The sequence below is a fragment of the Sphingomonas sanguinis genome (assembly GCF_019297835.1).
Taxonomy (GTDB): Bacteria; Pseudomonadota; Alphaproteobacteria; order Sphingomonadales; family Sphingomonadaceae; genus Sphingomonas; species Sphingomonas sanguinis_D.
This window is the reverse complement of sequence record NZ_CP079203.1, coordinates 3,185,215-3,207,605: the sequence shown is the minus strand read 5'-3', so window position 1 is coordinate 3,207,605 and position 22,391 is coordinate 3,185,215. Positions and strand designations below refer to the sequence as shown.

The 22,391-nt window shown below is 66.6% G+C and carries 20 protein-coding genes; 10 read left to right on the top strand and 10 right to left on the bottom strand.

The window, feature by feature from the left end; genetic code table 11:
• The first annotated feature begins 73 nt into the window (after positions 1-73).
• Positions 74-2,653, top strand: a complete 2,580-nt coding sequence (clpB, locus tag KV697_RS14990) for an ATP-dependent chaperone ClpB (protein ID WP_219018876.1) — start codon at positions 74-76, stop codon at positions 2,651-2,653.
• Between the two features lie 136 nt (positions 2,654-2,789).
• On the opposite strand, the gene KV697_RS14985 is transcribed toward clpB, so the two are convergent.
• From KV697_RS14985 to KV697_RS14975, 3 genes are all read right to left on the bottom strand, one after another.
• The gene (locus KV697_RS14985) at positions 2,790-5,861 is read right to left on the bottom strand and encodes a TonB-dependent receptor domain-containing protein (RefSeq protein WP_219018875.1); all 3,072 of its coding nucleotides are present in this window, start codon (positions 5,859-5,861) and stop codon (positions 2,790-2,792) included.
• Positions 5,862-6,334: 473 nt separating this feature from the next.
• Positions 6,335-7,630, bottom strand: a complete 1,296-nt coding sequence (locus KV697_RS14980) for an aspartyl/asparaginyl beta-hydroxylase domain-containing protein (protein ID WP_219018874.1) — start codon at positions 7,628-7,630, stop codon at positions 6,335-6,337.
• Positions 7,631-7,763: 133 nt separating this feature from the next.
• Entirely contained in the window at positions 7,764-10,706 is a 2,943-nt protein-coding gene (locus KV697_RS14975; RefSeq protein ID WP_219018873.1) for a TonB-dependent receptor domain-containing protein, read from the bottom strand.
• 222 nt (positions 10,707-10,928) lie between these two features.
• Between KV697_RS14975 and KV697_RS14970 the strand changes: the two genes are divergently transcribed.
• Entirely contained in the window at positions 10,929-11,441 is a 513-nt protein-coding gene (locus tag KV697_RS14970; RefSeq protein WP_219018872.1) for a hypothetical protein, read from the top strand.
• An 18-nt stretch (positions 11,442-11,459) separates the two neighbouring features.
• On the opposite strand, the gene KV697_RS14965 is transcribed toward KV697_RS14970, so the two are convergent.
• Genes KV697_RS14965 through xseA form a run of 3 tightly spaced genes read right to left on the bottom strand, consistent with a single transcriptional unit; the run spans position 11,460 to position 13,989 of the window.
• Positions 11,460-12,353: a M23 family metallopeptidase gene (locus KV697_RS14965; protein WP_374011369.1), complete on the bottom strand. Its 894-nt coding sequence runs from the start codon at positions 12,351-12,353 to the stop codon at positions 11,460-11,462.
• Positions 12,350-12,550, bottom strand: coding sequence for a DUF2093 domain-containing protein (locus KV697_RS14960; protein ID WP_219018871.1), 201 nt, complete (start codon positions 12,548-12,550; stop codon positions 12,350-12,352). The genes KV697_RS14965 and KV697_RS14960 overlap by 4 nt, the downstream gene beginning before the upstream one ends.
• A gap of 17 nt (positions 12,551-12,567) precedes the next feature.
• Positions 12,568-13,989 carry an exodeoxyribonuclease VII large subunit gene (xseA, locus tag KV697_RS14955; RefSeq protein ID WP_219018870.1) on the bottom strand — a complete coding sequence of 474 codons (1,422 nt, stop codon included), beginning with the start codon at positions 13,987-13,989 and terminating at the stop codon, positions 12,568-12,570.
• Between xseA and purD the strand changes: the two genes are divergently transcribed.
• From purD to KV697_RS14935, 4 genes are all read left to right on the top strand, one after another.
• Complete coding sequence (gene purD / locus KV697_RS14950; protein ID WP_219018869.1) at positions 13,988-15,265, top strand: phosphoribosylamine--glycine ligase; 1,278 nt, start codon at positions 13,988-13,990, stop codon at positions 15,263-15,265. The two genes, xseA and purD, sit on opposite strands and share 2 nt — an antisense overlap.
• 63 nt (positions 15,266-15,328) lie before the next feature.
• Positions 15,329-16,042 (top strand): hypothetical protein, encoded by a 714-nt coding sequence (locus KV697_RS14945; protein WP_219018868.1) that lies wholly within the window; start codon positions 15,329-15,331, stop codon positions 16,040-16,042.
• 35 nt (positions 16,043-16,077) lie between these two features.
• Entirely contained in the window at positions 16,078-16,638 is a 561-nt protein-coding gene (locus KV697_RS14940; protein ID WP_219018867.1) for a hydrolase, read from the top strand.
• Positions 16,639-16,692: 54 nt separating this feature from the next.
• Positions 16,693-17,094: a hypothetical protein gene (locus KV697_RS14935; protein ID WP_219018866.1), complete on the top strand. Its 402-nt coding sequence runs from the start codon at positions 16,693-16,695 to the stop codon at positions 17,092-17,094.
• A 6-nt stretch (positions 17,095-17,100) separates the two neighbouring features.
• On the opposite strand, the gene KV697_RS14930 is transcribed toward KV697_RS14935, so the two are convergent.
• The gene (locus KV697_RS14930; RefSeq protein WP_219018865.1) at positions 17,101-17,823 is read right to left on the bottom strand and encodes a hypothetical protein; all 723 of its coding nucleotides are present in this window, start codon (positions 17,821-17,823) and stop codon (positions 17,101-17,103) included.
• A 299-nt stretch (positions 17,824-18,122) separates the two neighbouring features.
• Between KV697_RS14930 and KV697_RS14925 the strand changes: the two genes are divergently transcribed.
• Positions 18,123-18,512: a hypothetical protein gene (locus KV697_RS14925; protein WP_219018864.1), complete on the top strand. Its 390-nt coding sequence runs from the start codon at positions 18,123-18,125 to the stop codon at positions 18,510-18,512.
• On the opposite strand, the gene KV697_RS14920 is transcribed toward KV697_RS14925, so the two are convergent.
• A complete protein-coding gene (locus KV697_RS14920) occupies positions 18,499-19,800 on the bottom strand; it encodes a hemolysin family protein (RefSeq protein ID WP_076714661.1) in 1,302 nt (433 codons plus the stop codon). The two genes, KV697_RS14925 and KV697_RS14920, sit on opposite strands and share 14 nt — an antisense overlap.
• 144 nt (positions 19,801-19,944) lie before the next feature.
• Between KV697_RS14920 and KV697_RS14915 the strand changes: the two genes are divergently transcribed.
• Together KV697_RS14915 and KV697_RS14910 are read left to right on the top strand one after the other, a co-directional pair.
• Entirely contained in the window at positions 19,945-20,622 is a 678-nt protein-coding gene (locus KV697_RS14915; RefSeq protein WP_219018863.1) for an OmpA family protein, read from the top strand.
• Between the two features lie 164 nt (positions 20,623-20,786).
• On the top strand, positions 20,787-20,954 hold the full coding sequence (locus tag KV697_RS14910) for a hypothetical protein (protein WP_219018862.1): 168 nt from the start codon (positions 20,787-20,789) through the stop codon (positions 20,952-20,954).
• Between the two features lie 6 nt (positions 20,955-20,960).
• On the opposite strand, the gene KV697_RS14905 is transcribed toward KV697_RS14910, so the two are convergent.
• Positions 20,961-21,389, bottom strand: coding sequence for a nucleoside deaminase (locus tag KV697_RS14905; protein WP_219021426.1), 429 nt, complete (start codon positions 21,387-21,389; stop codon positions 20,961-20,963).
• Positions 21,390-21,461: 72 nt separating this feature from the next.
• Complete coding sequence (locus tag KV697_RS14900) at positions 21,462-21,674, bottom strand: hypothetical protein (RefSeq protein WP_219018861.1); 213 nt, start codon at positions 21,672-21,674, stop codon at positions 21,462-21,464.
• A 162-nt stretch (positions 21,675-21,836) separates the two neighbouring features.
• Between KV697_RS14900 and rpmB the strand changes: the two genes are divergently transcribed.
• Positions 21,837-22,145 carry a 50S ribosomal protein L28 gene (gene rpmB / locus KV697_RS14895; RefSeq protein ID WP_056432158.1) on the top strand — a complete coding sequence of 103 codons (309 nt, stop codon included), beginning with the start codon at positions 21,837-21,839 and terminating at the stop codon, positions 22,143-22,145.
• The last annotated feature ends 246 nt before the right edge of the window (positions 22,146-22,391 follow it).

The following is a 22,391-nucleotide window of genomic DNA, read 5'->3' as shown; positions in this document are numbered from 1 at the left end:
CAGGAAATTCCGCCAACCCCTTGTGTTGCCAAAATGCAACACCATCTGACCTGGAAAGCGACAGGAAGACCAGATGAATCTCGAAAAATTCACCGACCGCGCGAAAGGCTTTCTGCAAGCCGCGCAAACCGTAGCGATCCGCAACAGCCATCAGCGTATCGCCCCCGAACATCTTTTGAAGGCCTTGATCGAGGACGATCAGGGCATGGCGTCCGGCCTGATCCAGGCGGCGGGCGGCGATGCCAAGCGCGTCGAGCGCGAGACCGACGCCGCACTGGCCAAGATCCCGGCCGTCTCCGGCTCGGGCGCGCAATCGTCGCCCGGCCTCGACAATGATCTGGTCCGCGTGCTCGACCAGGCCGAACAGGTCGCGCAAAAGGCGGGCGACAGCTTCGTCACCGTCGAGCGGCTGCTGCTCGCGCTCGCGCTGGCCTCGACCAATGCGGCGGGCAAGGCGCTGGCGGCGGGCGGGGTGAATCCCCAAGCGCTGAACGGGGCGATCGAACAGCTACGCCAGGGCCGTACCGCCGACACGGCGGGCGCGGAGGACCGCTATGACGCGCTGAAGAAATTCGCCCGCGATCTCACCCAGGTGGCGCGCGACGGTAAGCTCGACCCCGTGATCGGCCGCGACGAGGAAATCCGCCGCACCATCCAGATTCTCGCCCGCCGGACCAAGAACAACCCCGCGCTGATCGGCGAACCCGGCGTCGGCAAGACCGCGATCGCGGAGGGCCTCGCGCTGCGCATCGCCAATGGCGACGTGCCCGACACGCTGAAGGACCGCAAGCTGATGGCGCTCGACATGGGCGCGCTGATCGCGGGTGCCAAATATCGCGGCGAGTTCGAGGAGCGGCTGAAGGGCGTGCTCGACGAGGTGAAGGCCGCCGAGGGCGACATCATCCTGTTCATCGACGAAATGCACACGCTGATTGGCGCAGGCAAAGGCGACGGGGCGATGGACGCCTCCAACCTGCTCAAGCCCGCCCTCGCGCGCGGTGAGCTGCACTGCGTCGGCGCGACCACGCTCGACGAGTATCGCAAGTACGTCGAAAAGGACCCCGCGCTCCAGCGGCGCTTCCAGCCCGTCTTCGTCGGCGAGCCGACGGTCGAGGATACCATCTCGATCCTGCGAGGGCTGAAGGAAAAGTACGAACTCCATCACGGCGTGCGCATCACCGACGGTGCGCTGGTGGCGGCGGCGACCTTGTCCAACCGCTACATCACCGACCGCTTCCTGCCCGACAAGGCGATCGACCTGATGGACGAGGCCGCCAGTCGCATCCGCATGGAGGTGGAGTCCAAGCCCGAGGAGATCGAGACGCTCGACCGCCGCATCCTGCGCCTGAAGATCGAGCGCGAGGGGCTGCGCCGCGAAAGCGACCCGGCCAGTATCGACCGGCTCGGCCATCTGGAGGAAGAACTCGCCAATCTGGAGGAACAGTCGCACGCGCTGACCCAGCGCTGGCAGGCCGAGAAGGACAAGATCGCGGGCGAGTCGCGCTTGAAGGAACAACTCGACCAGGCGCGGATCGAACTCGACCAGGCGCAGCGCAGCGGCGATTTGGCCAAGGCGGGCGAGCTGTCCTATGGCCGCATCCCGCAGCTGGAAAAGCAACTGGCCGAGGCGCAGTCCGCGACCGAGGGCGCGATGCTGCGCGAGGAAGTCACCGCCGACGATATCGCGGGCGTGGTCAGCCGCTGGACCGGGGTGCCGGTCGACCGGATGCTCCAGGGCGAGCGCGAGAAGCTGCTCCGCATGGAGGAGGTGATCGGCAAGCGCGTGATCGGGCAGGAGGATGCGGTCCGCGCCGTCTCCACCGCCGTCCGCCGTGCGCGCGCCGGGCTACAGGACCCCAACCGGCCGCTGGGCTCGTTCCTGTTCCTCGGCCCGACGGGCGTCGGCAAGACCGAGCTGACCAAGGCGCTTGCCGAATTCCTGTTCGACGACCCCTCGGCCATGGTGCGCATCGACATGAGCGAGTTCATGGAGAAGCACAGCGTCGCCCGGCTGATCGGCGCTCCTCCCGGCTATGTCGGCTATGAGGAAGGCGGCGTCCTGACCGAGGCGGTGCGGCGCAGGCCCTATCAGGTCGTGCTGTTCGACGAGGTGGAGAAGGCGCATGGCGACGTGTTCAACGTGCTGCTCCAGGTGCTGGACGATGGCCGCCTGACCGATGGCCAGGGGCGGACCGTCGACTTCTCGAACACGCTCATCATCCTGACCTCGAACCTGGGCAGCCAGTATCTGGCGAGCGTCGAGGACGGGCAGAGCATCGAGAGCGTCGAGCCGCAGGTGATGGAGATCGTGCGCGGCCATTTCCGCCCCGAATTCCTCAACCGGCTGGACGAGATCATCCTGTTCCACCGCCTGGGCCAGAGCCATATGGGCCCGATCGTCGACATCCAGGTGGGCAGAGTCGCCAAGCTGCTGGCCGATCGCAAGATTACGCTGCACCTGACCGACGCCGCGCGGGAATGGCTGGGCCGGGTGGGTTACGACCCGGTATATGGCGCGCGCCCCTTGCGCCGCGCGGTCCAACGCCACCTCCAGGACCCGCTGGCCGAGGAAATCCTGCGCGGGAATGTCAAAGACGGCGCGACCGTGACCGTCGACGAGGGCGACGGGAAACTGGCGCTGTCGGTCGCTTGACCCTGTGCGAGGCCGGGAAACCGTCCCGGCCTCGCCACCTCAGACTGGAACCGGCCCGCGTCGCAGCCAAAGAAAAAGGGGCGGCTCCCGTAGGAACCGCCCCTCCAAGGGGGATCCGCCGAAGCGAACCCTGGGGTTAGAAGTTGAACTTGGCGCCCGCGCGGAACTGGCGGCCGAAGATGCCATCGCCGCCCTGCACCGCGTTGTAGAGATACGCGCCGTAAGTGACCGGATCGATCGGAGGCAGGCGGTTGAAGACGTTGAGCACGTTCACATAGAATGTGAACTTGTCGTTGACCTTGAACGACGCGTTCGCATCCGCGGTGATGTAGCTCTTCACGCGGCAGCCGAAATAGGCCGGAGCCTGGCCGCAATCCTTGTACGCATCGCCCTGGTCCATCGCCGACAGGTCATAGCCCGAGGTGTAGTTGACCGTACCGGTGAACGCGAAGTCGCCGAAGTCGAACGTGTTGACCCAGTTGCCCTTCCACTCGAACGTGCCCGAACCGGCCGTCAGGTTGAAGTTGCCGAGCGTGTCGACATAGGTCTGGCGAACGCCGTCGACCGTCGTGCTCAGCTCCAGGATGAGGCTGGCGTTCAGGTTGGTGTTCCAGCGGAACGCGCCGAAATCGTAGAAGCCGTTGACGCCGAAATCGATGCCTTCCGACTTGATCGTCTGGGCATTGATAAGCTGCGAACGGACGAAGGCGATCTTCGGCGTGGCGGTCGGGTTGTTGACGTCGACCGCATCCGGGATGACCTCGAACCCGGTCGGGATCGCACCGCCCGCATAATAAGCGGCGATGGCGGGCGACAGGTCGGGCGTGGTGATTGCCCCGGTCTTGCGGATGTTGAAGTAATCGACGGTCAGCGACAGGCCGCGCACCGGATCGACCTTGATCCCGGCGGTGAAGCTTCGCGACTTTTCAGGCTCCAGATCCTGCGACGCCAGCGTGGTCTGCCCGATCGAATAGTTGGAGATATAGGCCGAGCAGAATTGCGGGGTCGCCGCCGAGCAGATCTGGTTGGCGCCCGGATTGATGCTGTACTGGCGCAGGAACGCCGCCGGGATGCTGCTCAGCTGCTGCGTCACGTAGCCCGTGGTGGGCAGCGCATTCGCCTCGCCGAACGAGGGGATGCGGAAACCGCGCGAATAGGTGCCGCGCAGGGCGACCTGGCGGATCGGCCGGAAGATCGCGCCGAATTTGGGCGAGAAGGCGCTCTGGCCGCTCGAATAATGGTCGTAGCGACCCGAGGCGTTGAGCGTCAGCTGATCGACGACCGGCGCGTTGACCTCGTAAAAGGCCGACGAGACGGTGCGGTTGCCGCTGGTGCCGAAGGCGTTAAGGCGGAAATAGCGCTGGGTCGGGCCGTTCTCGTCCGAGTTGGCGCTGGGTGCGTCGATCGCTTCGTAGAAGATCGAGCCGCCGACCGCGACGCGCAGGTCGCCGCCCGGCAGCGTCATGATCGCCTTGCCCAGGGTGAACTGCGCCTGCAGCAGGTCCGAGCTGTCGTTGGTGATGTTGGTCGGCGTCAGATAGTTCAGCGTCGCCTGGCTGTTCAGGCCCGGATTGACGAAGTTGTAGCTGCCGTCCTTGATGACGTCGAGCAGGTGCTGGATATAGACATAGCCGTTCTGCTCCAGGCGCAGATCGGTGTGCATCGCCGTCGCGTCGAAGCGGTAATCGACATCGTCGAAGATCGTGCCGTTGATCCCGAAGGCGGCGCGATAGACGCGGCTGCGGGTACGGGTCGATTCGAAGCTGTTCGGCAGCGACCCGACCAGACGCGCGACCTGACCGGCGGCAGCGAACGGGTTGTTCGGGTTCAGCGTCCCGTTGGTCGCGGTGCATGCGCCGACCGTCGTGCGCGGGCAGACATAGACCGGCAGCGCGAGGATACCCGAATTCGGGTCGATCGCGGGCGTCGGGTTCTGCGATGTCGAGAATTGCGGGAACAGGATGCCTGCGGGCGCATTGGCGCGGATCACCGTCGGCGTGCCGGTGTAGCTGGTCGTCGCCTGCTGGAAATTGACCTGCAGATAGGCTTCCGACGCATCACCGATCTTGGCGGTGAAGCGCGCCGATCCGCCGACACGCTCGATATCGGGCGTGATGTTGCCGTACAGACGCTGGTTGTCGACCTGGCAGACGGTGCCCGGTGCGGTGGCGTTGGCGGGCAGCGCCAGTTCGGCGGCGGTCGGATTGTACGGCGTGCCGGTCAGGCAGCCCGCCGCCGGGTTCAGCAGCTGATAGCGACCGAGCGCGGTCGTGTTCGTCGCATCGGCGGGGCGCACGTAGAAGTTGGGCGTGCCGATCGCGAAGCCGTTGGTATACTGGTTGTTCTGATCCAGCCCATTGGCGATGCCGTTCGGGCCGCAGACCAAAGTGCCGGTGCGGTTGGAGCAGATGCCGCGCTCGTCGCTGCTGTTATAGGGCGCGGGCAGCTGGCTCGCGCGGACGCCTTCCGAGCGGTAGTAGAAGCCGCTGATATAGGCGTTATAGCCCTGCTCATCGAGGTCGCCGGTGCCCGCGGTCAGCGAGACGCGCTGGTTGGCATTGTAGCCGCGCTGCGAGATACCCGCTTCCGCGCGGCCCATCACGCCCTTGACCGAACGCTTGGTGATGATGTTGACCACGCCCGCGATCGCGTCCGCGCCGTAGCTGGACGAGGCGCCGTCGCGCAGCACTTCGACGCGGTCGACGATGTCGTCGGGAATGGTGTTCAGGTCGACGAAGTTGCGCGTGCCGTCATCCGACAGCGGGTAGTAGGCGGCGCGCAGGCCGTCGAACAGCACCAGCGTCGAGTTGGTCGACAGGCCGCGCAGCGACACCGACGAGGCGCCGCTCGCAAACGCGCCATTGGCGGTGAACGAGTTGGTCAGGGCCGGGCCGTTGTTCGACGCCAGCGCCTGAATACCCGCCTGCACCGTGTTGATGCCGCGCACGTCGAGATTCTCGGCGGTGATCGTCGACACCGGCGACACGCCGGTATCCGCGCCGCGAATGATCGAGCCGGTGACGACGATATCGCCGCCGGTGCCCGCATCCGCCTGTTCGGCGCCCTGCGCCACCTGGGCATTGGCTTCGGCATTCTGATTGGCGGCCGGCACGCTCTGCGCCAGCGCGGGCGCACCCAGCAGCATCGACAACGGCGCAACGGTAGCCAACAGGCCCAGCTTGCGCGGTCCCATCCACGAATAGGTCATGCTCTATACCCCTTTTCCCGAACGGCGTCCGATTTCGGCTCACCGACATTATCAACTTCATGAAACGGAATTGCCGTTCCGTAACCGAATGTTGCTTGATTGGAGCGAGAGGGCGCCATTGTAAAGACGGGAAAAATTCCGCGCCATGCCCGGCGTTGCGCCATGACAGATACGACACATACCCTTACGCAGTGTCATGATATCGATTGCAAAGGCAGTCTTAGATGACAAATCTGACACATTTTGCGACAATATTTTTGTCGCAATTCGGAACTGGCTAGGGCGGGGCAATGCCAGAGGACGGCACAAAAAAGGGCGGCGGACCCGCAGGTCCACCGCCCCCCTTCACCGGTTCGGCGAAGGCTTAGAAGTTGAAGCGCACGGCCACGAAGCAATCGCGGCCCAGCACGTCATAGACGGGATCGGAACGCCGGCGCAGTGGCTGGCGCACTTCGTTCCGCGCAGCAAATGGCCTAATCGGCGACCGCGCCCAGTTCCCCGGCCCCTTCGACCTGGCCGAGCGCCGGAAACAGGATGCGGAGCATCTCCTGCTCCTCGGTGGTCAGATGGGGGTTCCAGGCATCGAGAATGAGGACCGCTCGCAGCGCGTTGCTCTCATTCCAGGCCTCGTGCTCGATCGTGTCGTCGAAGGCAAAAGCTTCGCTCTCCACCCAGTTCCGCGTTTCGCCGCCGACCCGGAAGCCGCAATTCTCAGGCACGATCAGCGGCAGATGGACGATCGCGCGAATATTGCTGACCCCGGTATGCGCGGGCAGCCGGGTGCCGGGTTTCAGCACCGAGAAGAAGGCGGTCGGCCCCTTGCCCGGAATATGCGCCAGCGGCAGCCGGTCGAGCAGCGCCATGGTCTGTGGGCAAGCCGCCGCCATGTCCGCATCGCGCACGCCGTAACGCCACAGATAGCGCGCGCTCCACGCCTGCGATCCGTCGAGCGCGGTCCATTTGTTCTCGGGCGTCCCCGCCTCCATCGCGACATAGGGCGCAAAGCCGCTGTCGGGGCGGGCCAGCAGCGCCTCCAACTCGGCGCGGATCGCGGGGGTCGCGGCCTCCAATTCGGCGAACCAGGGAAAATGGCGGCGGTCGAAAAACTCGTCGGCGGGCAGGAAGGGGAAGTGCACGCCGTGGCAGATATTCGTGTAGATAGCGCGCCGCCCCAGCATCGCGTCGACACAGCGATCGAAACGCCGCCGCTGTTCGGGTGCGATGTCGGCACGAACCGGCTGCAACAGGATATCGAGCTGATCCCCCAGCGCCTGCGCCCGCGCTGCTACCCTCGCCTGGGCATGGGCGAGCAACTGGTCCAGCCCTTCCGACCGTTCGGGCAGCGATTGAAGCACCGTGGCGACGCCATGCCAGCGAAACTGCGCCTGTGCGCCCTCGCCCGCCCGCTCGTGCCATTCGGCCATGCGGACATTGGCCATCACATGGCGCTGGTCGCGGTGAAGCACCTGCATCAGGGCATCGCGCTCGCCCGCCGCATCGCCCTGATCGCGCCGCGCGGTTGCCAGGTTCATCCAGAGCGGCGGGGCGTCCGCATCCACCGCCAACGCGCGCTCGAACCAGATGGCGGCCTGTGCCGGGTCGCCGCCGAGCAGGCTCATGCCCATCGCGTTGCACAGGATCGGATGGCCCGGCGCCAGGCCCAGTGCCTGGTCCAGCAATTGCCGTGACCGACGCCCATCCCCGGAAGCCTGCGCGGCTTGCGCGGACTGGAGCAGGGACAGGACGGGCGGGGCAAGCGGCTGGGTCATGGCGTTCGTTATGCGGGCGGGACCATGACGGTGACAAGCAGAAGGCGGCCGGTTGTCGCCCCCGATCCCAAGAAAAAAGGGCGGCCCCGAAGGACCGCCCTTTCCCGTAGCGACATCGGTCGCGGAGCATCCCTTAGAAGTGGATGCGCCCCTGAACACGGAAGGCACGACCCACCGCGTCATAGGTCGACGGATAGGTGTTGCCGCTGTTGTACGAGGTCGAACCGGCGTTCGAACCGACGATCGGCGGCTGCTTGTCGAGCAGGTTGGTGATGAGGATCGAGAATTCGAAATTATCGGTCGCCTGGATGCGCGTGCCCAGGTCGAGATAATTATAGGCCTTGATCCGGTTGAAGTTCCAGTTCTGGCCCGCGATCGGCGTGTTGCCGGTGATCGCGCCCGAGAAGAGCGGGGTCAGACCCGGCTCGTAACGGACCGTATCGATGTGACGCCACAGCAGCGACACGTCGACATCACCGAAGTTCAGCGTGGTGCGCTGGTTCCAGGCGAACTTCGGCTGGATGGTCAGGCAGTTGGCGCTGTAATAGCCGACGCATTCACGCGTCACCGAGGTCGGCGAGGCGCGGAAGGTGTTGCTGTTCGTCCAGGTGCCCTGGAAGTTCAGGTTCAGCTTCGCGAAGCCCAGATCGCGGCGATAGTCGACGCCCAGGTCGATACCGTCGGTCGCCAGGCGGCCGAGGTTGGTCAGCGGCTGCGGCAGGCCCGCCACCGTGGCCGACGAACCGCTCAGACGGCCCGTGGTGGCCGAACGACGGATGCTGGTGCAGGCCGTCGAGGTGGCCGAGGCAGCCGTGATGTTGCCGAAGCAGGCCGCCAGGATGTCCGCCGGGGTCGCCGCCGTGATCGCCTGGTTCACCTTGATGTTGAAGTAATCGACGCTGACGGTCAGCCCTTCGACCAGCGAACGCGGCGTCAGGATGATGCCCGCCGTGAAGGTGTCGGCGACTTCCGGACGGATGTTCGGATTGCCGCCGCCCGTGGCGTTGGGCTGGCCCGAGGCCGGGTTCTGGATCGTGCCAAGCACCGCCGCCGGAGCACCCTGCGCAAGGCAGATGGCGGTCAGGTTGGCGTTGCCCGTCGGCGCCGTGCCAGCGCACGGATCGACGGTCAGGTTGACCAGATAGGTCGAAACCGGATCGAACAGCTCGGTGATATTCGGCGCGCGAACGGCGCGCTGATAGTTGCCGCGGATCTTCAGGTCGGCGATCGGCTGCCAGCTACCGCCCGCCTTCCAGGTGGTGGCGTTGAAGCTGGGGTTGCCGGTCGCGTCGACCTTGTAGCGCGACTGGCGGATACCGCCTTCGACGGTCAGGCTACGGAAGAACGGCTTGTCCTCGACCAGCGGCGCGATCACTTCGCCGAAGAACTCGGTGACGTTGAAGCCGCCATTGACCGGCAGGACCGCGCCACCGGCGCCGCCCAGCTCGCCCGGAACCAGGGCATAGGCATCGGGGATACGCTGCGCACCGTAATCACGATATTCCGCACCGGCCGCGAAGCTGATCGGGGTCGTGGCGGCTGGCGAGGCGAAGCCGAAGTCGCCGGTCAGCAGCGCATGGACCTGCGCCAGCTGGGTCTTGGTGGTGATCGTGCTCTGGCCGTTCAGGAACGCGGCCTGCTGCGGGCTGATGCTGCCCGCCTGACCGAACAGGTTGAGCGGCACGCAGCCGTTGGTCGTCACGGTGCAGGTCGTCGTGTTGTTCGCGTTGAGCGCCTGCTGCACGCGCGAACGCAGCACGTAACCCGACTGGGTCTGGGTGTTCTGGCTTTCGCCATAGGCACCATACACATCCAGGTTCAGCGTCTTGGTCAGGTTGAGGCGGACACCGGCGGTATAGTCGAACAGGGTCGTCTCATACTCGCTGACGCGCGGCCCGAGTTCGACCGTGCGGCGATACACTTCCGGCATCGGAATGGCGGTATTGGTGTTGCAGGTCGTGCCCAGCGCGATCCCGGCGGCGGTGCAGAGTTGATCGCGAATACCGGCGGGCAGATACGGGTTGTTGCCCGGAATGGTCAGCGACTCGCCGAAGATGCCCGACGGTGCGATGATCGTCGACACGCGGTTCTTCGAGAACAGGCCGCGCGTATAGACGGTGACGGTGTCCGACACGTCGTAATGCGCCGCGCCGTACATGTTGTAGCGCTTAAACGGTGTGAAGAAGATGTTGTACGGGCTGAAGTTGAAGTCCTGATACGGCGTGACCAGCAGGTTGCTGCCCGGATTCACCTGCAGCAGGCCCGACTGACCCGACAGCGCGAACGAGGTCGGAACCGAGGTCGGCGAACCGCCCGCAGCGCGGCCGGTGGTCGAGCTGATCGTGCTCGACGCATAGGGACGATCGCCCTGATAGATGGGGTCGGCTTCCTGATAGCCGACGCTGAACACCGCGTTGCCGCGACCATCGTCGAAATTCGCACCGACGGTCAGGTCGGCACGGAAATAGTTGCCGTCGCCGCGCTGCGAGATCTGCTGGCTGGCCGTCGCATCGACGCCCGCGAAGTCCGAACGGGTGATGAAGTTGACGACACCCGACACCGCGTCGGCGCCGTACGAGGTCGACGCACCGCCGGTCAGGACATCCATGCGCTCCAGCAGGGCGAGCGGAATGTTATTGAGGTCGGTCTGACCGCCCAGGCCCGCCGTCGCGATACGCTTGCCGTCGAGCAGGACGAGGTTCCGGTTGGAACCCAGGTTGCGCAGGTTGACGTACGACGCGCCGCCATTGCCGTTGTTCACGGCCGAACCGATGCTGGGCACCGCGCCAGGCAGCTGGCGCAGGACTTCCTCGGCAGTGTTGGTCTGGCGCAGCGTCAGCTCTTCGCGACCGACGACCGCGACCGGGCTCGACGAGACCAGGTTCGGGTTGCGGATCAGCGTGCCGGTGACGACGATGTCGCCCTGAGTGGTTTCAGCGGCGGGCGTGCCATCGGTGGCGGTCTGTTCGACGGCCTGATCCTGAGGGACGACCTGGGCCTGGCCGGGAGCGGCGACAAAGCCTGCACCCATCAGCAGCGTCGACGCGAGCAGACGCACGCGAGCGTTTGTTTTCATATCCTTAACCCCTTTTGTCGGCCTTATGACCTGACGTTTGTGACCCGAAAATATCCGGGTGCTGCCATTTTATTACAAACAGGCCGGTCCGGGGTGCAATGCGGCAGACGACAATTCGGTTACACATTCTTCATCTTTGTGGCGGCTGTGACATAAGCGTCACAGAAGGCGCAGCATAATTGCGCTATATTGCCGCCAAACGAATAAAGGATAGCATTCGCAATGAAATGGTTGCCGGTGGCGTTACTGATCGTTCCCACGATGGCGTCGGCGCAGATGCCGGAGGACAAGACGCGGGCGGTGGACGAGCTGCTCGCCTGTCGTGCGGTGCGTGAGGATGCCGGGCGGCTGGCTTGTTTCGATCGGGCGACCGAAAAGCTGGCGGGTGCGCGCGCCTCGGGCGAACTCATGGTACTGGATCGCAAGGTCGTCGTGGCGCGCAAGCAACAGCGCTTCGGCCTGACGACACCGACCAGCGAGATGTTCGGCGGCGGCGCGGCGGATCAGGCGACCGAGGTTCGGCAGCTGGACAGCAAGGTCGTCGCAGCCGCCCCCGCCAAGGCCTATGGCCGATACGACATCCAGCTTGCCAACGGATCGGTGTGGCAGACCACCGAAACCATGGCCTTCCCGCCCAAGGCTGGCGCTGAAGTGACGGTCAAGGAAGGCACGCTGGGCAGCTATCGCCTGTCCGTGGCGGGCGGGCGATCGGTTCTGGCCAAGCGGATACGCTGATCCGCCGACCCGGCGGGGTCAGGGCATCGGCCCCGTCACCAGCAGCGGGTCGAGCTTGCGGCCGTGCCATTGCAGGCTCCAGTGGAGATGCGGGCCGGTCGCGCGGCCGGTGGCGCCGACGGCGCCGATCGGCTGGCCCTGGCGGACGTGATCGCCGACGCGGACGTCGATGCGCGACAGGTGCAGGAAGGCGCTGTTCAGTCCCTGACCGTGGTCGAGCATCAACAGATGCCCCTCCAGCGTAAAGGGCTGCTCGGCGGCCAGGATCACGACGCCGTCGGCGGGCGCGCGGACGATGGTGCCGGTGGGCGCGGCAATATCGGTGCCCGAGTGGTAGCTGCCCGGCTCGCCGCGATAGACGCGCTGCGCCCCGAACAGGCCCGAGATACGCCCCGTCACCGGCCATGTGAGCGTCTGGCGCCAGCCCTCGGCGCCGGTCACCGTTGCGCGGGCGGCCCGGATCTGTTCGAGTTCAGGGGGGCGCAACCGCTGGAATTCGGGATCGGGGACGGGATATTTGGGCAGCGTGTCCAACCGCTCGATCCGCCAGTCGCGCGGCGCGATGGTCAGCATCTGGTGCAGTTCGCGCTCGTCGACCGCTGAAGAGACGCTCAGGTCGGCGGTGGGCTTGGCATCACGATCGAAGCCGATGACAAAAGAGCCATCGGCATCGGGCACGATCAACTCGCCGTCCAACCGTACGACCAGCAGCTTTTCAGGCAACCGCATGCGGATAAGGCCGCCCTGGCTAAGCTGCCCGGTCCATCGCAGCGGTACGATCGGCTGGCTCGGCGGTAGCGGCGGTACGTCGGGGCGCGGCATCATCTGCGTGCGGGTAGGCGGCAGCGCCATGCCCGGCGCGACACACGCCGTCAGCGCCAGCGTCAGCACCCCGACGCCCCACGCCCTCATTGCGGGCCGAGCACCTTGGCGGTCGCGTCCGCATCGGCATAGGCTTCCTGCCGCGCCGCATTCCAATATTTCAGGTCCTCGAGCGGGATGCGCCGCCCCGTCACCGCGCAGACGACATGATCGCCCGGCGCCAGGACGCGAAAGCCGTTGGCCATATAATGGAGCTTAGCGGGGCGATCGGTGTTCGACATCAGCATGTTGGTCTCTTTCGGGGTCAAAGGAGCGTCGGCTGATCCGGCTTGTCCTGTCTGGGCTGCTGCTCCCGCCTGGGCTTGTCATAGGTTTTGGGGGCGGGTCGCTCAAGCCCAGCCGCCTCGACCGCCACGTCCACGGTGCCGTCGCGAAAGCGCAGCGTCAGCGTGTCCGCCGCCCGCGCCGCCTCGGCCGAGGACAGGGTCTCGCCGCCCGGCCGCGCGGTGATCCGGGCATAGCCACGCTCCAGGATACGGTCGGGGTTGAGCGACTGGACCAGCCGCCAGGTCGACGCCAGCCGGTCGCGCCCGCGCTCCACCTGCCGCTCCAGGATGGCGGGGCGCAGCGCCGCACCCGCACGGTCCAGCCCGCCGCGCGCCAGCGTCACCCGCCGCTCCAGCCCCCGGTCGAGCCGCGCGCCCGCTTCGTCCGCGCGCTGCCGCTGCGGCCCGAGCAACTGGTCGCGCTTGGGCAGCAGTCGCGCCATCGCGTCCAGCCGCTCGCGCCCCCGCTCGACATAGCGCCGCGCGCAACGTTCGGCGCGCTGGCCATGCGCCGCGACGGTCAGGCGGATATCGGCCAGCACCGGCACCGCGATCTCCGCCGCCGCCGTCGGGGTCGGCGCGCGCAGGTCGGCGGCATAGTCGCACAGCGTCGTATCCGTCTCATGCCCCACCGCCGAGATGATCGGGATGGTGCAGTCGGCGACCGCTCGCACCACGATTTCCTCGTTGAACGACCACATATCCTCGATCGAGCCGCCGCCACGCGCGACGATCACCAGATCGGGGCGCGGCACCGGGCCGCCGGGCGCGATCGCGTCGAAACCCCGAACCGCGGCGGCAATTTCTTCCGCAGAACCCGCGCCCTGCACCTTGACCGGCCAGACGATGACATGGGTCGGGCAACGATCCTCCAGCCGGTGGAGGATGTCGCGGATCACCGCGCCCGTCGGCGAGGTGACGACACCGATCACCGGCGGCATGAAGGGCAGCGCGCGTTTCCGCTCGCGCGCGAACAGCCCCTCGCCCGCCAGTTTGGCCTTCAGCTTTTCGAACAGCGCCATCAGCGCGCCCGCGCCCGCCAACTCCATCCGCTCGACGACGATCTGGTATTTGGACCGACCGGGGAAGGTGGTCAGGCGGCCGGTGGCGATCACCTCGATCCCGTCCTGCGGCTGGAAGGGCAATGTGTTCGCCGCCCCCTTCCACATCACCGCGTCGATGACCGCATTCTCGTCCTTCAGGCTCATATAGACATGGCCCGAGGTGGCGCGCTTATAGCCCGAAATCTCGCCGCGCAGGCGGACATGACCGAATTCGCCCTCCACCATCCGCTTCAGCTTCAGGCTGAGTTCGCCGACCGATAGCGCGAGCGCGTTGTCGCCGGCGATCTCCTCGGCTACCAGCCTCGAACTTTCGTCATAGGGATAAGGATCGGGCATGAACGTCCTGCTGCTGGGATCGGGTGGCCGCGAACACGCGCTGGCGTGGAAGCTGGCACAGTCGAACGGGTTAGATACGCTCTACGCCGCGCCCGGCAACCCCGGTATCGCCGCCCATGCGACCTGCGTGGCGCTGAACGCGACCGATCACGCCGCCGTGGTGGCGTTCGTGAAGGAGCATGGCGTGGGCCTGGTCGTGGTCGGCCCCGAAGCACCTTTGGTCGATGGCCTGGCCGATTCGCTTCGTGCCGAGGGCATCCCGGTGTTCGGGCCCAGCAAGGCCGCCGCGCAGCTGGAAGGGTCGAAGGGCTTCACCAAGGATCTGTGCCGCCGCGCCGACATCCCGACCGCCGGTTATGTCCGGGTGGGTACGCTGGCGAAGGCGCAAGCCGCGCTTGCCAGCACCTTCGGCCTGCCGGTCGTCATCAAGGCCGATGGGCTGGCCGCAGGCAAGGGCGTGACTGTCGCCTTCACCAAGGCCGAGGCCGAGGGCGCGATCACCGACCTGTTCTCGGTCCCCGGCGCCGAAGTCGTCATCGAGGAATTTCTGGAGGGCGAGGAGGCGAGCCTGTTCGTGCTGACCGATGGCGAGGCGCTCCTGCCCTTCGGCTCGGCACAGGATCACAAGCGCGTCGGCGACGGCGATACCGGCCCGAACACCGGCGGTATGGGTGCCTATAGCCCCGCGCGCGTCCTGACGCCCGAGTTGGAGCAGCAGGCAATCGACCGGATCGTCCGCCCCACCGTCGACACGCTGCGGGCCGAGGGGACGCCGTTTTCGGGCGTGCTCTATGCCGGGCTGATGCTGACCGAGCAGGGCCCGAAGCTGATCGAGTACAACGCCCGCTTCGGCGATCCCGAATGCCAGGTGCTGATGCTGCGCTTCCAGGGCGATCTGCTGGCGGTGATGCTGGCGGTGGCCGAGGGGCGGCTGGCCGACCTGCCCGCGCCCGCTTTCTCGGACGATCCGGCGCTGACCGTCGTCATGGCGGCGGCGGGCTATCCCGGCACGCCCAAGGCGGGCGGGGTGATCGACGCGATCGACGCCGCCGAGGCGACCGGCGCGGTCGTGTTCCAGGCGGGCACTAAGATGGACGGCGAACAGCTGGTCGCCAGCGGCGGCCGTGTGCTGGCCGTGACCGCCAGCGCCGCCACGGTGGGCGAGGCGCAGGCCGCCGCATACCGCGCGGTCGATACGATCCGCTTCCCCGATGGCTTTTGCCGCCGCGACATCGGCTGGCGCGAGGTTGCGCGCGAAGCGGGAACCGAGGCTTGATCCCAGTGATTGGGGTTCGCGACGCCGGCCCCGGGGCCAATGGGTGGACAATAGGGTAACGCCATGAACGACACGACCGCAGCAGCACCGGCGACAAGCCTCATCCCCGATGGCGTGGCGGCCATCACGACCATCCATTTCGTCCTGCTCGCCATCGTCGCGCTGGCGGCGATCGCGATGATCGTGGTCGGGATGCGCCTGAAGCACCGTCGCAATCAGGCCGCGCGCCAGGTGGAAGAGAATGCGCAAGACGCCGGGCTGTCGGTGCGCCAGCCCGACAGCAAGCCGATCGACGAAGCCTCGCTGACCGAACCGAAGGCCGCGCCGACGCCTGCGCCCGTTCCGGCCGCGCCGCCCCCTCCGGCCGCAGCCCCGGTCATGCCGCCCCCCACGGCACCCGAGGAGCTGGTCGTCGCCGACGAGCCGCTGAACGACGAGCCGGTCGCCGCCGCCGCGCCGATGGCCGCCAGCCCGGCCGCCGAAGCCGCACCTGCCGAGCCTGTCCCCGCCCAATCCCCCACCGAATCGTCACGGCCCGAGGATCAGCCGATCACGCTGCTCAAGGGTCTCGGTCCCAAGCTGACCCAGACGCTGGCCCAGCACGGCATCACCACGGTTGGCGACATGGCCGCGCTCAGCGAGGCGCAGGCCCAGGCACTCGACGCCCAGCTCGGCGCCTTTTCGGGCCGCATGGCGCGCGACCGCTGGCTGGAACAGGCGCGGCTGCTCGCGGCGGGCGACCGGGCGGGGTTCGAGGCGGTGTTCGGCCGCCTCTAACGGAACGCCCCGCTTTGGTGGGAAGTTAAGGCGCCATGACGACGCTCGATTCCAAAACCACCGCACTGATCCTCATCGACCTGCAACAGGGCATCTTGCCTTATGCGGGCGGCCCGCGAACGGGCGAAGAGGTGGTGGCGACCGCGAAATCGCTCGCGGCGCGGTTCCGCGAGGCGGGTGCGCCGGTCGTGCTCGTCCATGTCGGCTTCACGCCCGAGACGATGCCCAGCCAGAATGTCGGCCGCCCCAGCCTGCCGCCGGAAGGAACCCCGCCCACCTTCAGCGAACTGGTCCCCGATCTGCGCCAGCCAGGCGATATCGTCGTTCTGAAACATCATTGGGGCGCATTCACCGGCACCGACCTCGACCTCCAACTGCGGCGGCGCGGGGTGAGGACGGTGGTGATCGCGGGCATCTCGACCAATATGGGTGTCGAATCGACCGCGCGTTCGGCCTGGGAGCTGTCCTACGACGTGGTGATCGCCGAGGATGCGTGCTCGTCGCGCTCGGCTGAACTCCACGCCTTTGCGGTTCGGAACATCCTGCCGAACATCGCCCGCGTGGTGGCGTCGGGGGATATCGAACTGACCGCTTGAGCCCCGCCGCCGTATCGCTAGCCTCGATCCATTGGGAGTAAGGCTGGGGGCGGCATGGAGTTTCTGTTCGAAGTCCTGATTCAATATGGCGGCGAGCTGCTGATCCAGCTTTTGGTAGAAGCCGCCGCCGAAATCGGCATCCGGGGCCTGGGCGAAACCTTGGGCGAGACGTTCGCGAAGCCGAAAAGCCCCGTGCTCGCGACGTTCGGCTTTGCCCTCTGGGGGCTGATCGCGGGCGGAATCAGCCTGTTGCTGTTTCCGCACTCCCCCATCACCGACCCGCAATGGCGCCGGATCAACATTCTCATCACGCCGATCCTTGCGGGCGGGGTCATGGCCGTGATCGGCAGCCTGCGTCGTCGCCAAGGGCTGCGCCTCGTGCGGTTGGACCGGTTCGGCTATGCCTATGTCTTCGCGCTGGTCATGGCGCTCGTCCGGTTCCGCTGGGCGGGTTGAGCGGCCCTATGGGTGCGCCGGTGCAGCCTTCGCCTCGGCGGCTGCTTCGTCGTCGTAGCGCTGGCGCTGTTTTTCCTGCTCGGCCAGCGACGGCACGCGTAGCGCCTTGCGCAGGGCATCGGATATCAGCGTCCGGTCATAGGGTTCCTGCGTCGTCTTGCCCTCATCGGGGACCATGAACTGTGTCCCCAGCACCTGCGGCTTGCCGATCGACTGGAGATAGCGGTCGAGCGTGGCGGACGCGATCCACACCGCGCCCGGCTTGCCCCGCGCCGCCGCGATCATCGCCAGCAGATGCGCCTTCAGATAATCCTCGGGACGACTGCCGTGCTGGAACAGGAAGGCGGCGTGATAGAAATCGTCCCCGCTTTGCAGCGCTCCCGAATCGAGCAGTTGCTGCGTCCGCGCCAGGCGCGCCTTGTCGGCGGCGCCGACGACCGCCCAGTCGATCGACGGCGTCATCCGGTCCTTCTGATCCGCCTCGAAGATCGCGGTCATCTCGGCATTGGTCGGGCGGGAGGTGACGATCGGATAGGAACGACCGGCATCCCACGGCCCCAGCTTCGTCGCGGCGGGCGCGCGAACCAGCGGCAAGGGATCGCCCCTCCCCGCAACATAGTCGGCACTGAGCGTCCCGTCCTTCCGACAACGGAGGCGGAAGACGTCAGGCACGCTGTTCGGCTCGGGATCGTCGAAGCTCAGTTCCAGATCCTCGCCGATCGGCCGCACGGTCCGCGCTGGGCGCCGGATGGCTGGACCACGTACCTTGTTGATGGATTCGCCATCCGTTTCAAAATGTTGCGGCCGATCCCATGTCGCCTCCAGCCCTTTGACCGAAGTATGAACACCGAATTGAAACACGGCCGCCCCACCAGACCGGAATATCCAGTCGCCATCGGCACAAGGAACCGCAGACACGGAAGCGGCGGCGAGCAATATCGGAAGGATCATCGGCATGGTCGCAACCTGTCATCATTTCGGTGCGCCGACAATCTGCCATGCGGTTACATGCATTGCCGATGTATCGAATGGCTGATAGTTTGCAGGGCATGACGCTCTGGCCGATCGCCACCCTGCCCGCAACCATCGCCATGGCCGGGACGGCTTTGGCCGCGACCTCCGCCGACAGGAAGACCGAAGCATCGCTGCAAATCACGATGGCGCATATACCGCCCGACATCTGCACGATGAAGGTTTCGGATCAGAGTTTTACTTTACCAAAGGACGATACCGCCGCGACGGCAGCGCTGCGGGAAGCGCGTCGAGGTTGGACCTCCGCTTCGATCGGCAGCGCGGTCGATATACCCTATCGCTGCACCGCGGCCGTCATCTTCGTCGCCCAACAGGCGGGGTTCGAGCGGATCGGCTTCGTGGCCCTGCCGCCACCGCCAAAGCCGAAAGCGGTTAAGCCTCGCTGACCAGCAGCTTGTCGATCCGTCGCCCATCGAGGTCGACCACCTCGAAGCGCCAGCCCTGCTCGACGAAGCTCTCGCCCTCGCCCGGCAAATGACGGAACACCGCCAGCGCCAGCCCGGCCACGGTCGCGTAATCGCGATCGTCGGGCAGATCGATGCCCAGCCGGTCGGCCAGCGCGTCCGCCGCCATGGTCCCGGCGACCAGCAGCGAACCGTCGTCGCGCTCGACCACCGAGGGCGCCTCGCCCGGATCGGCGTCGGAGGCGAATTCGCCCGCAATCGCGGCCAGCAGGTCGGACGGGGTCACGATCCCCTCGAAATGGCCGTATTCGTCATGGATCAGCGCCATCGGCACCTCGGCCTGGCGCAGCGCCAGCAGCACGTCCATCGCATCGATCCGGTCGATCACGACGGGGGCCTTGCGCATCAGGTGCTTCAGGTCGAGCGGCTCGCCCCGGAACAGCGCCATGGCGATGTCGCGCGCCTGCACCACGCCGACCACCGCGTCGATCGAGCCCTCCCCCACCGGCAGGCGGGTGCGCGGGCTTTCGAGCAGCTTGGCGCGGATCGCCGCATCGTCGAGCGTACAGTCCAGCCAGTCGATCTCGGTGCGCGGCGTCATCACCTCGCGCACCGGCCGGTCCGCGAGCCGCACCACGCCCGAGATGATCGAGCGCTCATGCTCCTCGATCACGCCGGACTTGGACGCCTCGGCGACGATCAGGTGAAGCTCCTCGGCCGTCACCTGATCCTCATTGTCGCGGTTCAGGCCCAGCAGCTTGAAGATCACCCCGCTGGTCGAATCGAGCACCCAGACGATCGGCGCGGTGCCCACCGCCAGCCAGCGCATCGGCACCGCGACGAAGGCGGCGATCGGCTCGGGCTTGCGCAGCGCGAATTGCTTCGGCACCAGCTCACCCAGGATCAGCGAGGCATAGGTCGTCAGGCCGATGACCAACGCAAAGCCGAGAGTCGCGGCGGTCGAAGGCGACACGCCCAGCGCCTCCAGCCGGGCGGCGGTCGGCGTACCCAGGCTCGCGCCCGAATAGGCACCCGCGATGATGCCGGTCAGGGTGATGCCGATCTGCACCGTCGACAGGAACTTGCCCGGATCGGCGGCGAGCGTCAGCGCGGCCTGCGCCCCTTTACGTCCGCTGCGCGCCATCGCCTCCAGACGGGCACGGCGAGACGATACGATCGCCAGCTCGCTCATCGCGAATGCGCCATTCAACGCGACGAGCGCGAGAATGATGAGGACGTCGATCCACGGAAAGGGGGGCAGCGTTGCCATCGTTATGGGGTGCTCATAGCGGGCCGGACGGGGCTTCGACAACTCCCGTCGTCATGTTCCGTTCAGTTCACCTGCGGAACAAGGCGGTCCGACGCGGCGTTCCGGGGGTCGAGACGCCGTCCGAAACTAACAAGGATCATGTTTATGCGACTGCCCGCCAAATTTCTGACCGCCGCCGCGCTGTCCACCCTCGTCGCCACCTCAGCCTGCACCACCGACCCGGAAACCGGGCAGCAGCGCCTGTCCAAGGCCGCGATCGGCGGCATTGGCGGCGCGGTCGGTGGCTATCTCCTCGGCGATCTGGTCGGCGGACGGCGCGATCGTACCGAGAAGATCCTGGGTGCCGGCATCGGCGGCCTCGCGGGGGCTGGCATCGGGGCCTATATGGACAAGCAGGAGCGCGACCTGCGCGCGCGCACCGCAGGCACTGACGTTCAGGTGGTCCGCCAGGGCGACGACCTGCTGCTGAACCTGCCCTCGGGCATCACCTTCGCCTATAATTCGGCGCAGGTGCAGCCGCAGTTCCGCCAGACGCTGGATCAGGTCGCCGACATCCTGTCCCAGTATAAGCAGACCTATATCGACGTGTACGGCCACACCGATTCGACCGGCAGCGATGCGTACAACCAGCGCCTGTCCGAACAGCGCGCCGTGTCGGTCGCCGACTATCTGGCGTCGCGCGGCGTGCAGCCCGCCCGCATCGGCACGCGCGGCTTCGGCAAGTCGCAGCCGATCGCGTCGAACGACACCGAGGAAGGCCGCGCCGCCAACCGCCGTGTCGAGATCAAGATCGTGCCGATCCGCGAGGGCGATCTGCGCTGATCCGATCGCCATCGGTCGCAGAAAGGGGGCTCGGACGACATGCTGTCCGGGCCCTTTTTCATAGGCAGGCCCGTGCCCTGCACCTAGGAAGCGTTATTCCGGTCGAGAGGGCGAATGGCATGTCGGCACAGGCGGCGATAACAAGGTGGCTGGCCTCCCCATGGATGGCCGCCCTGTTGACGGGATTGCTGACCTTCGTCGCGCTGATGATCCTGAACGCATGGCACGTCGCGCCGCATTCGCTCTGGCGCGGCGCGGTTGTCGGGGGAGCGAGCGGAGCCTTAGTGACCTATCTTATGGGTCGCGCCCAGAAGCGCAGCAGAAAGGGCTGACCTTTCTTATCGCCGCGCCGCGAAGAAGTCGCGGAGCAGACTGGCCGCCTCCCCCTCCCCCATCCCGGCGTAAATCTCCGGCCGGTGGTGGCAGGTCGGCTGGCCGAAGAAACGCGGGCCATGCTCCACCGCGCCGCCCTTGGGGTCGGTCGCGGCGTAATAGAGCCGGGCGATTCGGGCATGGGCGATGGCCCCCGCGCACATGGCACAGGGCTCCAGCGTGACCCACAGGTCGCAATCTTCCAGCCGGTCGCGGCCCAGCACCTGGGAGGCAGCGCGAATCGCCTGGATTTCGGCATGGGCCGTGGGATCGTGCAGGCGACGGGGCGCATTGGCGCCGGTCGCGATGATCCGGCCTCCCTGTACCACCACCGCGCCCACCGGAACCTCCCCCGCCAGCCCCGCCTGGGCAGCGGCGTCGAGCGCGGCGCGCATCGGGGCGGGGAGCGGAAACATCGCCCCTCCCTGCCCCGTGCCCGTAATCCGGGCAAGGGCGCTTCGGCGTGATTACTGGGCGTTGTCCGCAGGCTTCTCGACGCTCACCGTCGGCACTTCGACCGTCTTCTGGGTCGTACCGACCGATACCTTAGGCCCTTCGGCGCGGAAGGCCGGGGCCTGGACGACCGCCGGGCGGGTCTGGTCGATGCTGATCCAGCCCATCGCCATGGCACCGGCGGCCAACAGGAGGACGATGCCCAACAGGACGAGAAAAGCACGCATGACCCTGGCTCCCAAAGGTTCGTTGCCGTAACAACGCAGCCGACCCAGGCCAGTTGCACGGGCGATTTGCAGGAGCAGTTGTGGGGAATCGGTTGACGCCACCCCCCGGACGGGGTATCGGCGCGGCCTTTCCGGGCACTGCCTGAAACCAGGATAACGATCATGTCGCGCATTTGCGAGCTGACCGGCAAGGGCCGGCAGGTGGGTAACAACGTTTCCCACGCCAACAACAAGACCAAGCGTACGTTCCTGCCGAACCTGCAGAACGTCACGCTGATTTCGGACTCGCTCGAGAAGAGCGTCCGTCTTCGCGTTTCGACCCACGGCCTGCGTTCGGTCGAGCACAATGGCGGCCTGGACAACTGGCTGGTCAAGACCTCGGACGATCAGCTGTCGCTGCGCGTGCGTCGCCTGAAGCGCGACGTCGTGAAGAAGCTGGCTGCCGCCAAGACCGAAGCCGCCGCCGCTTAATCAGCGACGCGTCGGTTGACGGGTTGAAGCCCGCCGCTCCCAGGAGCGGCGGGTTTTCGTCGTTGTTGATTGCGATTTCGCGTGGCCTTCGACCTCGGCGCTTTGTGCCGAAGTTTATCCTGAGCGGCTGGCTCGTCAGCCAGCCGAAGGGCTCAGGCTGAACGGCGGTTGGTATGTGCGATCCGATCCTGCGCTCCGTTCCGCCTGAGCGAAGTCGAAGGTCACGCCCGGACGCCGACCAAAAAC

What these genes read in the sequence shown, in the direction of transcription:
- KV697_RS14970 (WP_219018872.1), top strand. Translation starts at nt 10,929, where the DNA reads ATGAAATGGTTGCCGGTGGCGTTACTGATCGTTCCCACGATGGCGTCG.
- clpB (WP_219018876.1), top strand. Translation starts at nt 74, where the DNA reads ATGAATCTCGAAAAATTCACCGACCGCGCGAAAGGCTTTCTGCAAGCC.
- KV697_RS14915 (WP_219018863.1), top strand. Translation starts at nt 19,945, where the DNA reads ATGCGACTGCCCGCCAAATTTCTGACCGCCGCCGCGCTGTCCACCCTC.
- rpmB (WP_056432158.1), top strand. Translation starts at nt 21,837, where the DNA reads ATGTCGCGCATTTGCGAGCTGACCGGCAAGGGCCGGCAGGTGGGTAAC.
- KV697_RS14960 (WP_219018871.1), bottom strand. Translation starts at nt 12,550, where the DNA reads ATGCTGATGTCGAACACCGATCGCCCCGCTAAGCTCCATTATATGGCC.
- xseA (WP_219018870.1), bottom strand. Translation starts at nt 13,989, where the DNA reads ATGCCCGATCCTTATCCCTATGACGAAAGTTCGAGGCTGGTAGCCGAG.
- KV697_RS14900 (WP_219018861.1), bottom strand. Translation starts at nt 21,674, where the DNA reads ATGCGTGCTTTTCTCGTCCTGTTGGGCATCGTCCTCCTGTTGGCCGCC.
- KV697_RS14940 (WP_219018867.1), top strand. Translation starts at nt 16,078, where the DNA reads ATGACGACGCTCGATTCCAAAACCACCGCACTGATCCTCATCGACCTG.
- KV697_RS14925 (WP_219018864.1), top strand. Translation starts at nt 18,123, where the DNA reads ATGGCTGATAGTTTGCAGGGCATGACGCTCTGGCCGATCGCCACCCTG.
- KV697_RS14985 (WP_219018875.1), bottom strand. Translation starts at nt 5,861, where the DNA reads ATGACCTATTCGTGGATGGGACCGCGCAAGCTGGGCCTGTTGGCTACC.
- KV697_RS14920 (WP_076714661.1), bottom strand. Translation starts at nt 19,800, where the DNA reads ATGGCAACGCTGCCCCCCTTTCCGTGGATCGACGTCCTCATCATTCTC.
- KV697_RS14910 (WP_219018862.1), top strand. Translation starts at nt 20,787, where the DNA reads ATGGCCGCCCTGTTGACGGGATTGCTGACCTTCGTCGCGCTGATGATC.
- KV697_RS14975 (WP_219018873.1), bottom strand. Translation starts at nt 10,706, where the DNA reads ATGAAAACAAACGCTCGCGTGCGTCTGCTCGCGTCGACGCTGCTGATG.
- purD (WP_219018869.1), top strand. Translation starts at nt 13,988, where the DNA reads ATGAACGTCCTGCTGCTGGGATCGGGTGGCCGCGAACACGCGCTGGCG.
- KV697_RS14965 (WP_374011369.1), bottom strand. Translation starts at nt 12,353, where the DNA reads ATGAGGGCGTGGGGCGTCGGGGTGCTGACGCTGGCGCTGACGGCGTGT.
- KV697_RS14980 (WP_219018874.1), bottom strand. Translation starts at nt 7,630, where the DNA reads ATGACCCAGCCGCTTGCCCCGCCCGTCCTGTCCCTGCTCCAGTCCGCG.
- KV697_RS14935 (WP_219018866.1), top strand. Translation starts at nt 16,693, where the DNA reads ATGGAGTTTCTGTTCGAAGTCCTGATTCAATATGGCGGCGAGCTGCTG.
- KV697_RS14905 (WP_219021426.1), bottom strand. Translation starts at nt 21,389, where the DNA reads ATGCGCGCCGCGCTCGACGCCGCTGCCCAGGCGGGGCTGGCGGGGGAG.
- KV697_RS14945 (WP_219018868.1), top strand. Translation starts at nt 15,329, where the DNA reads ATGAACGACACGACCGCAGCAGCACCGGCGACAAGCCTCATCCCCGAT.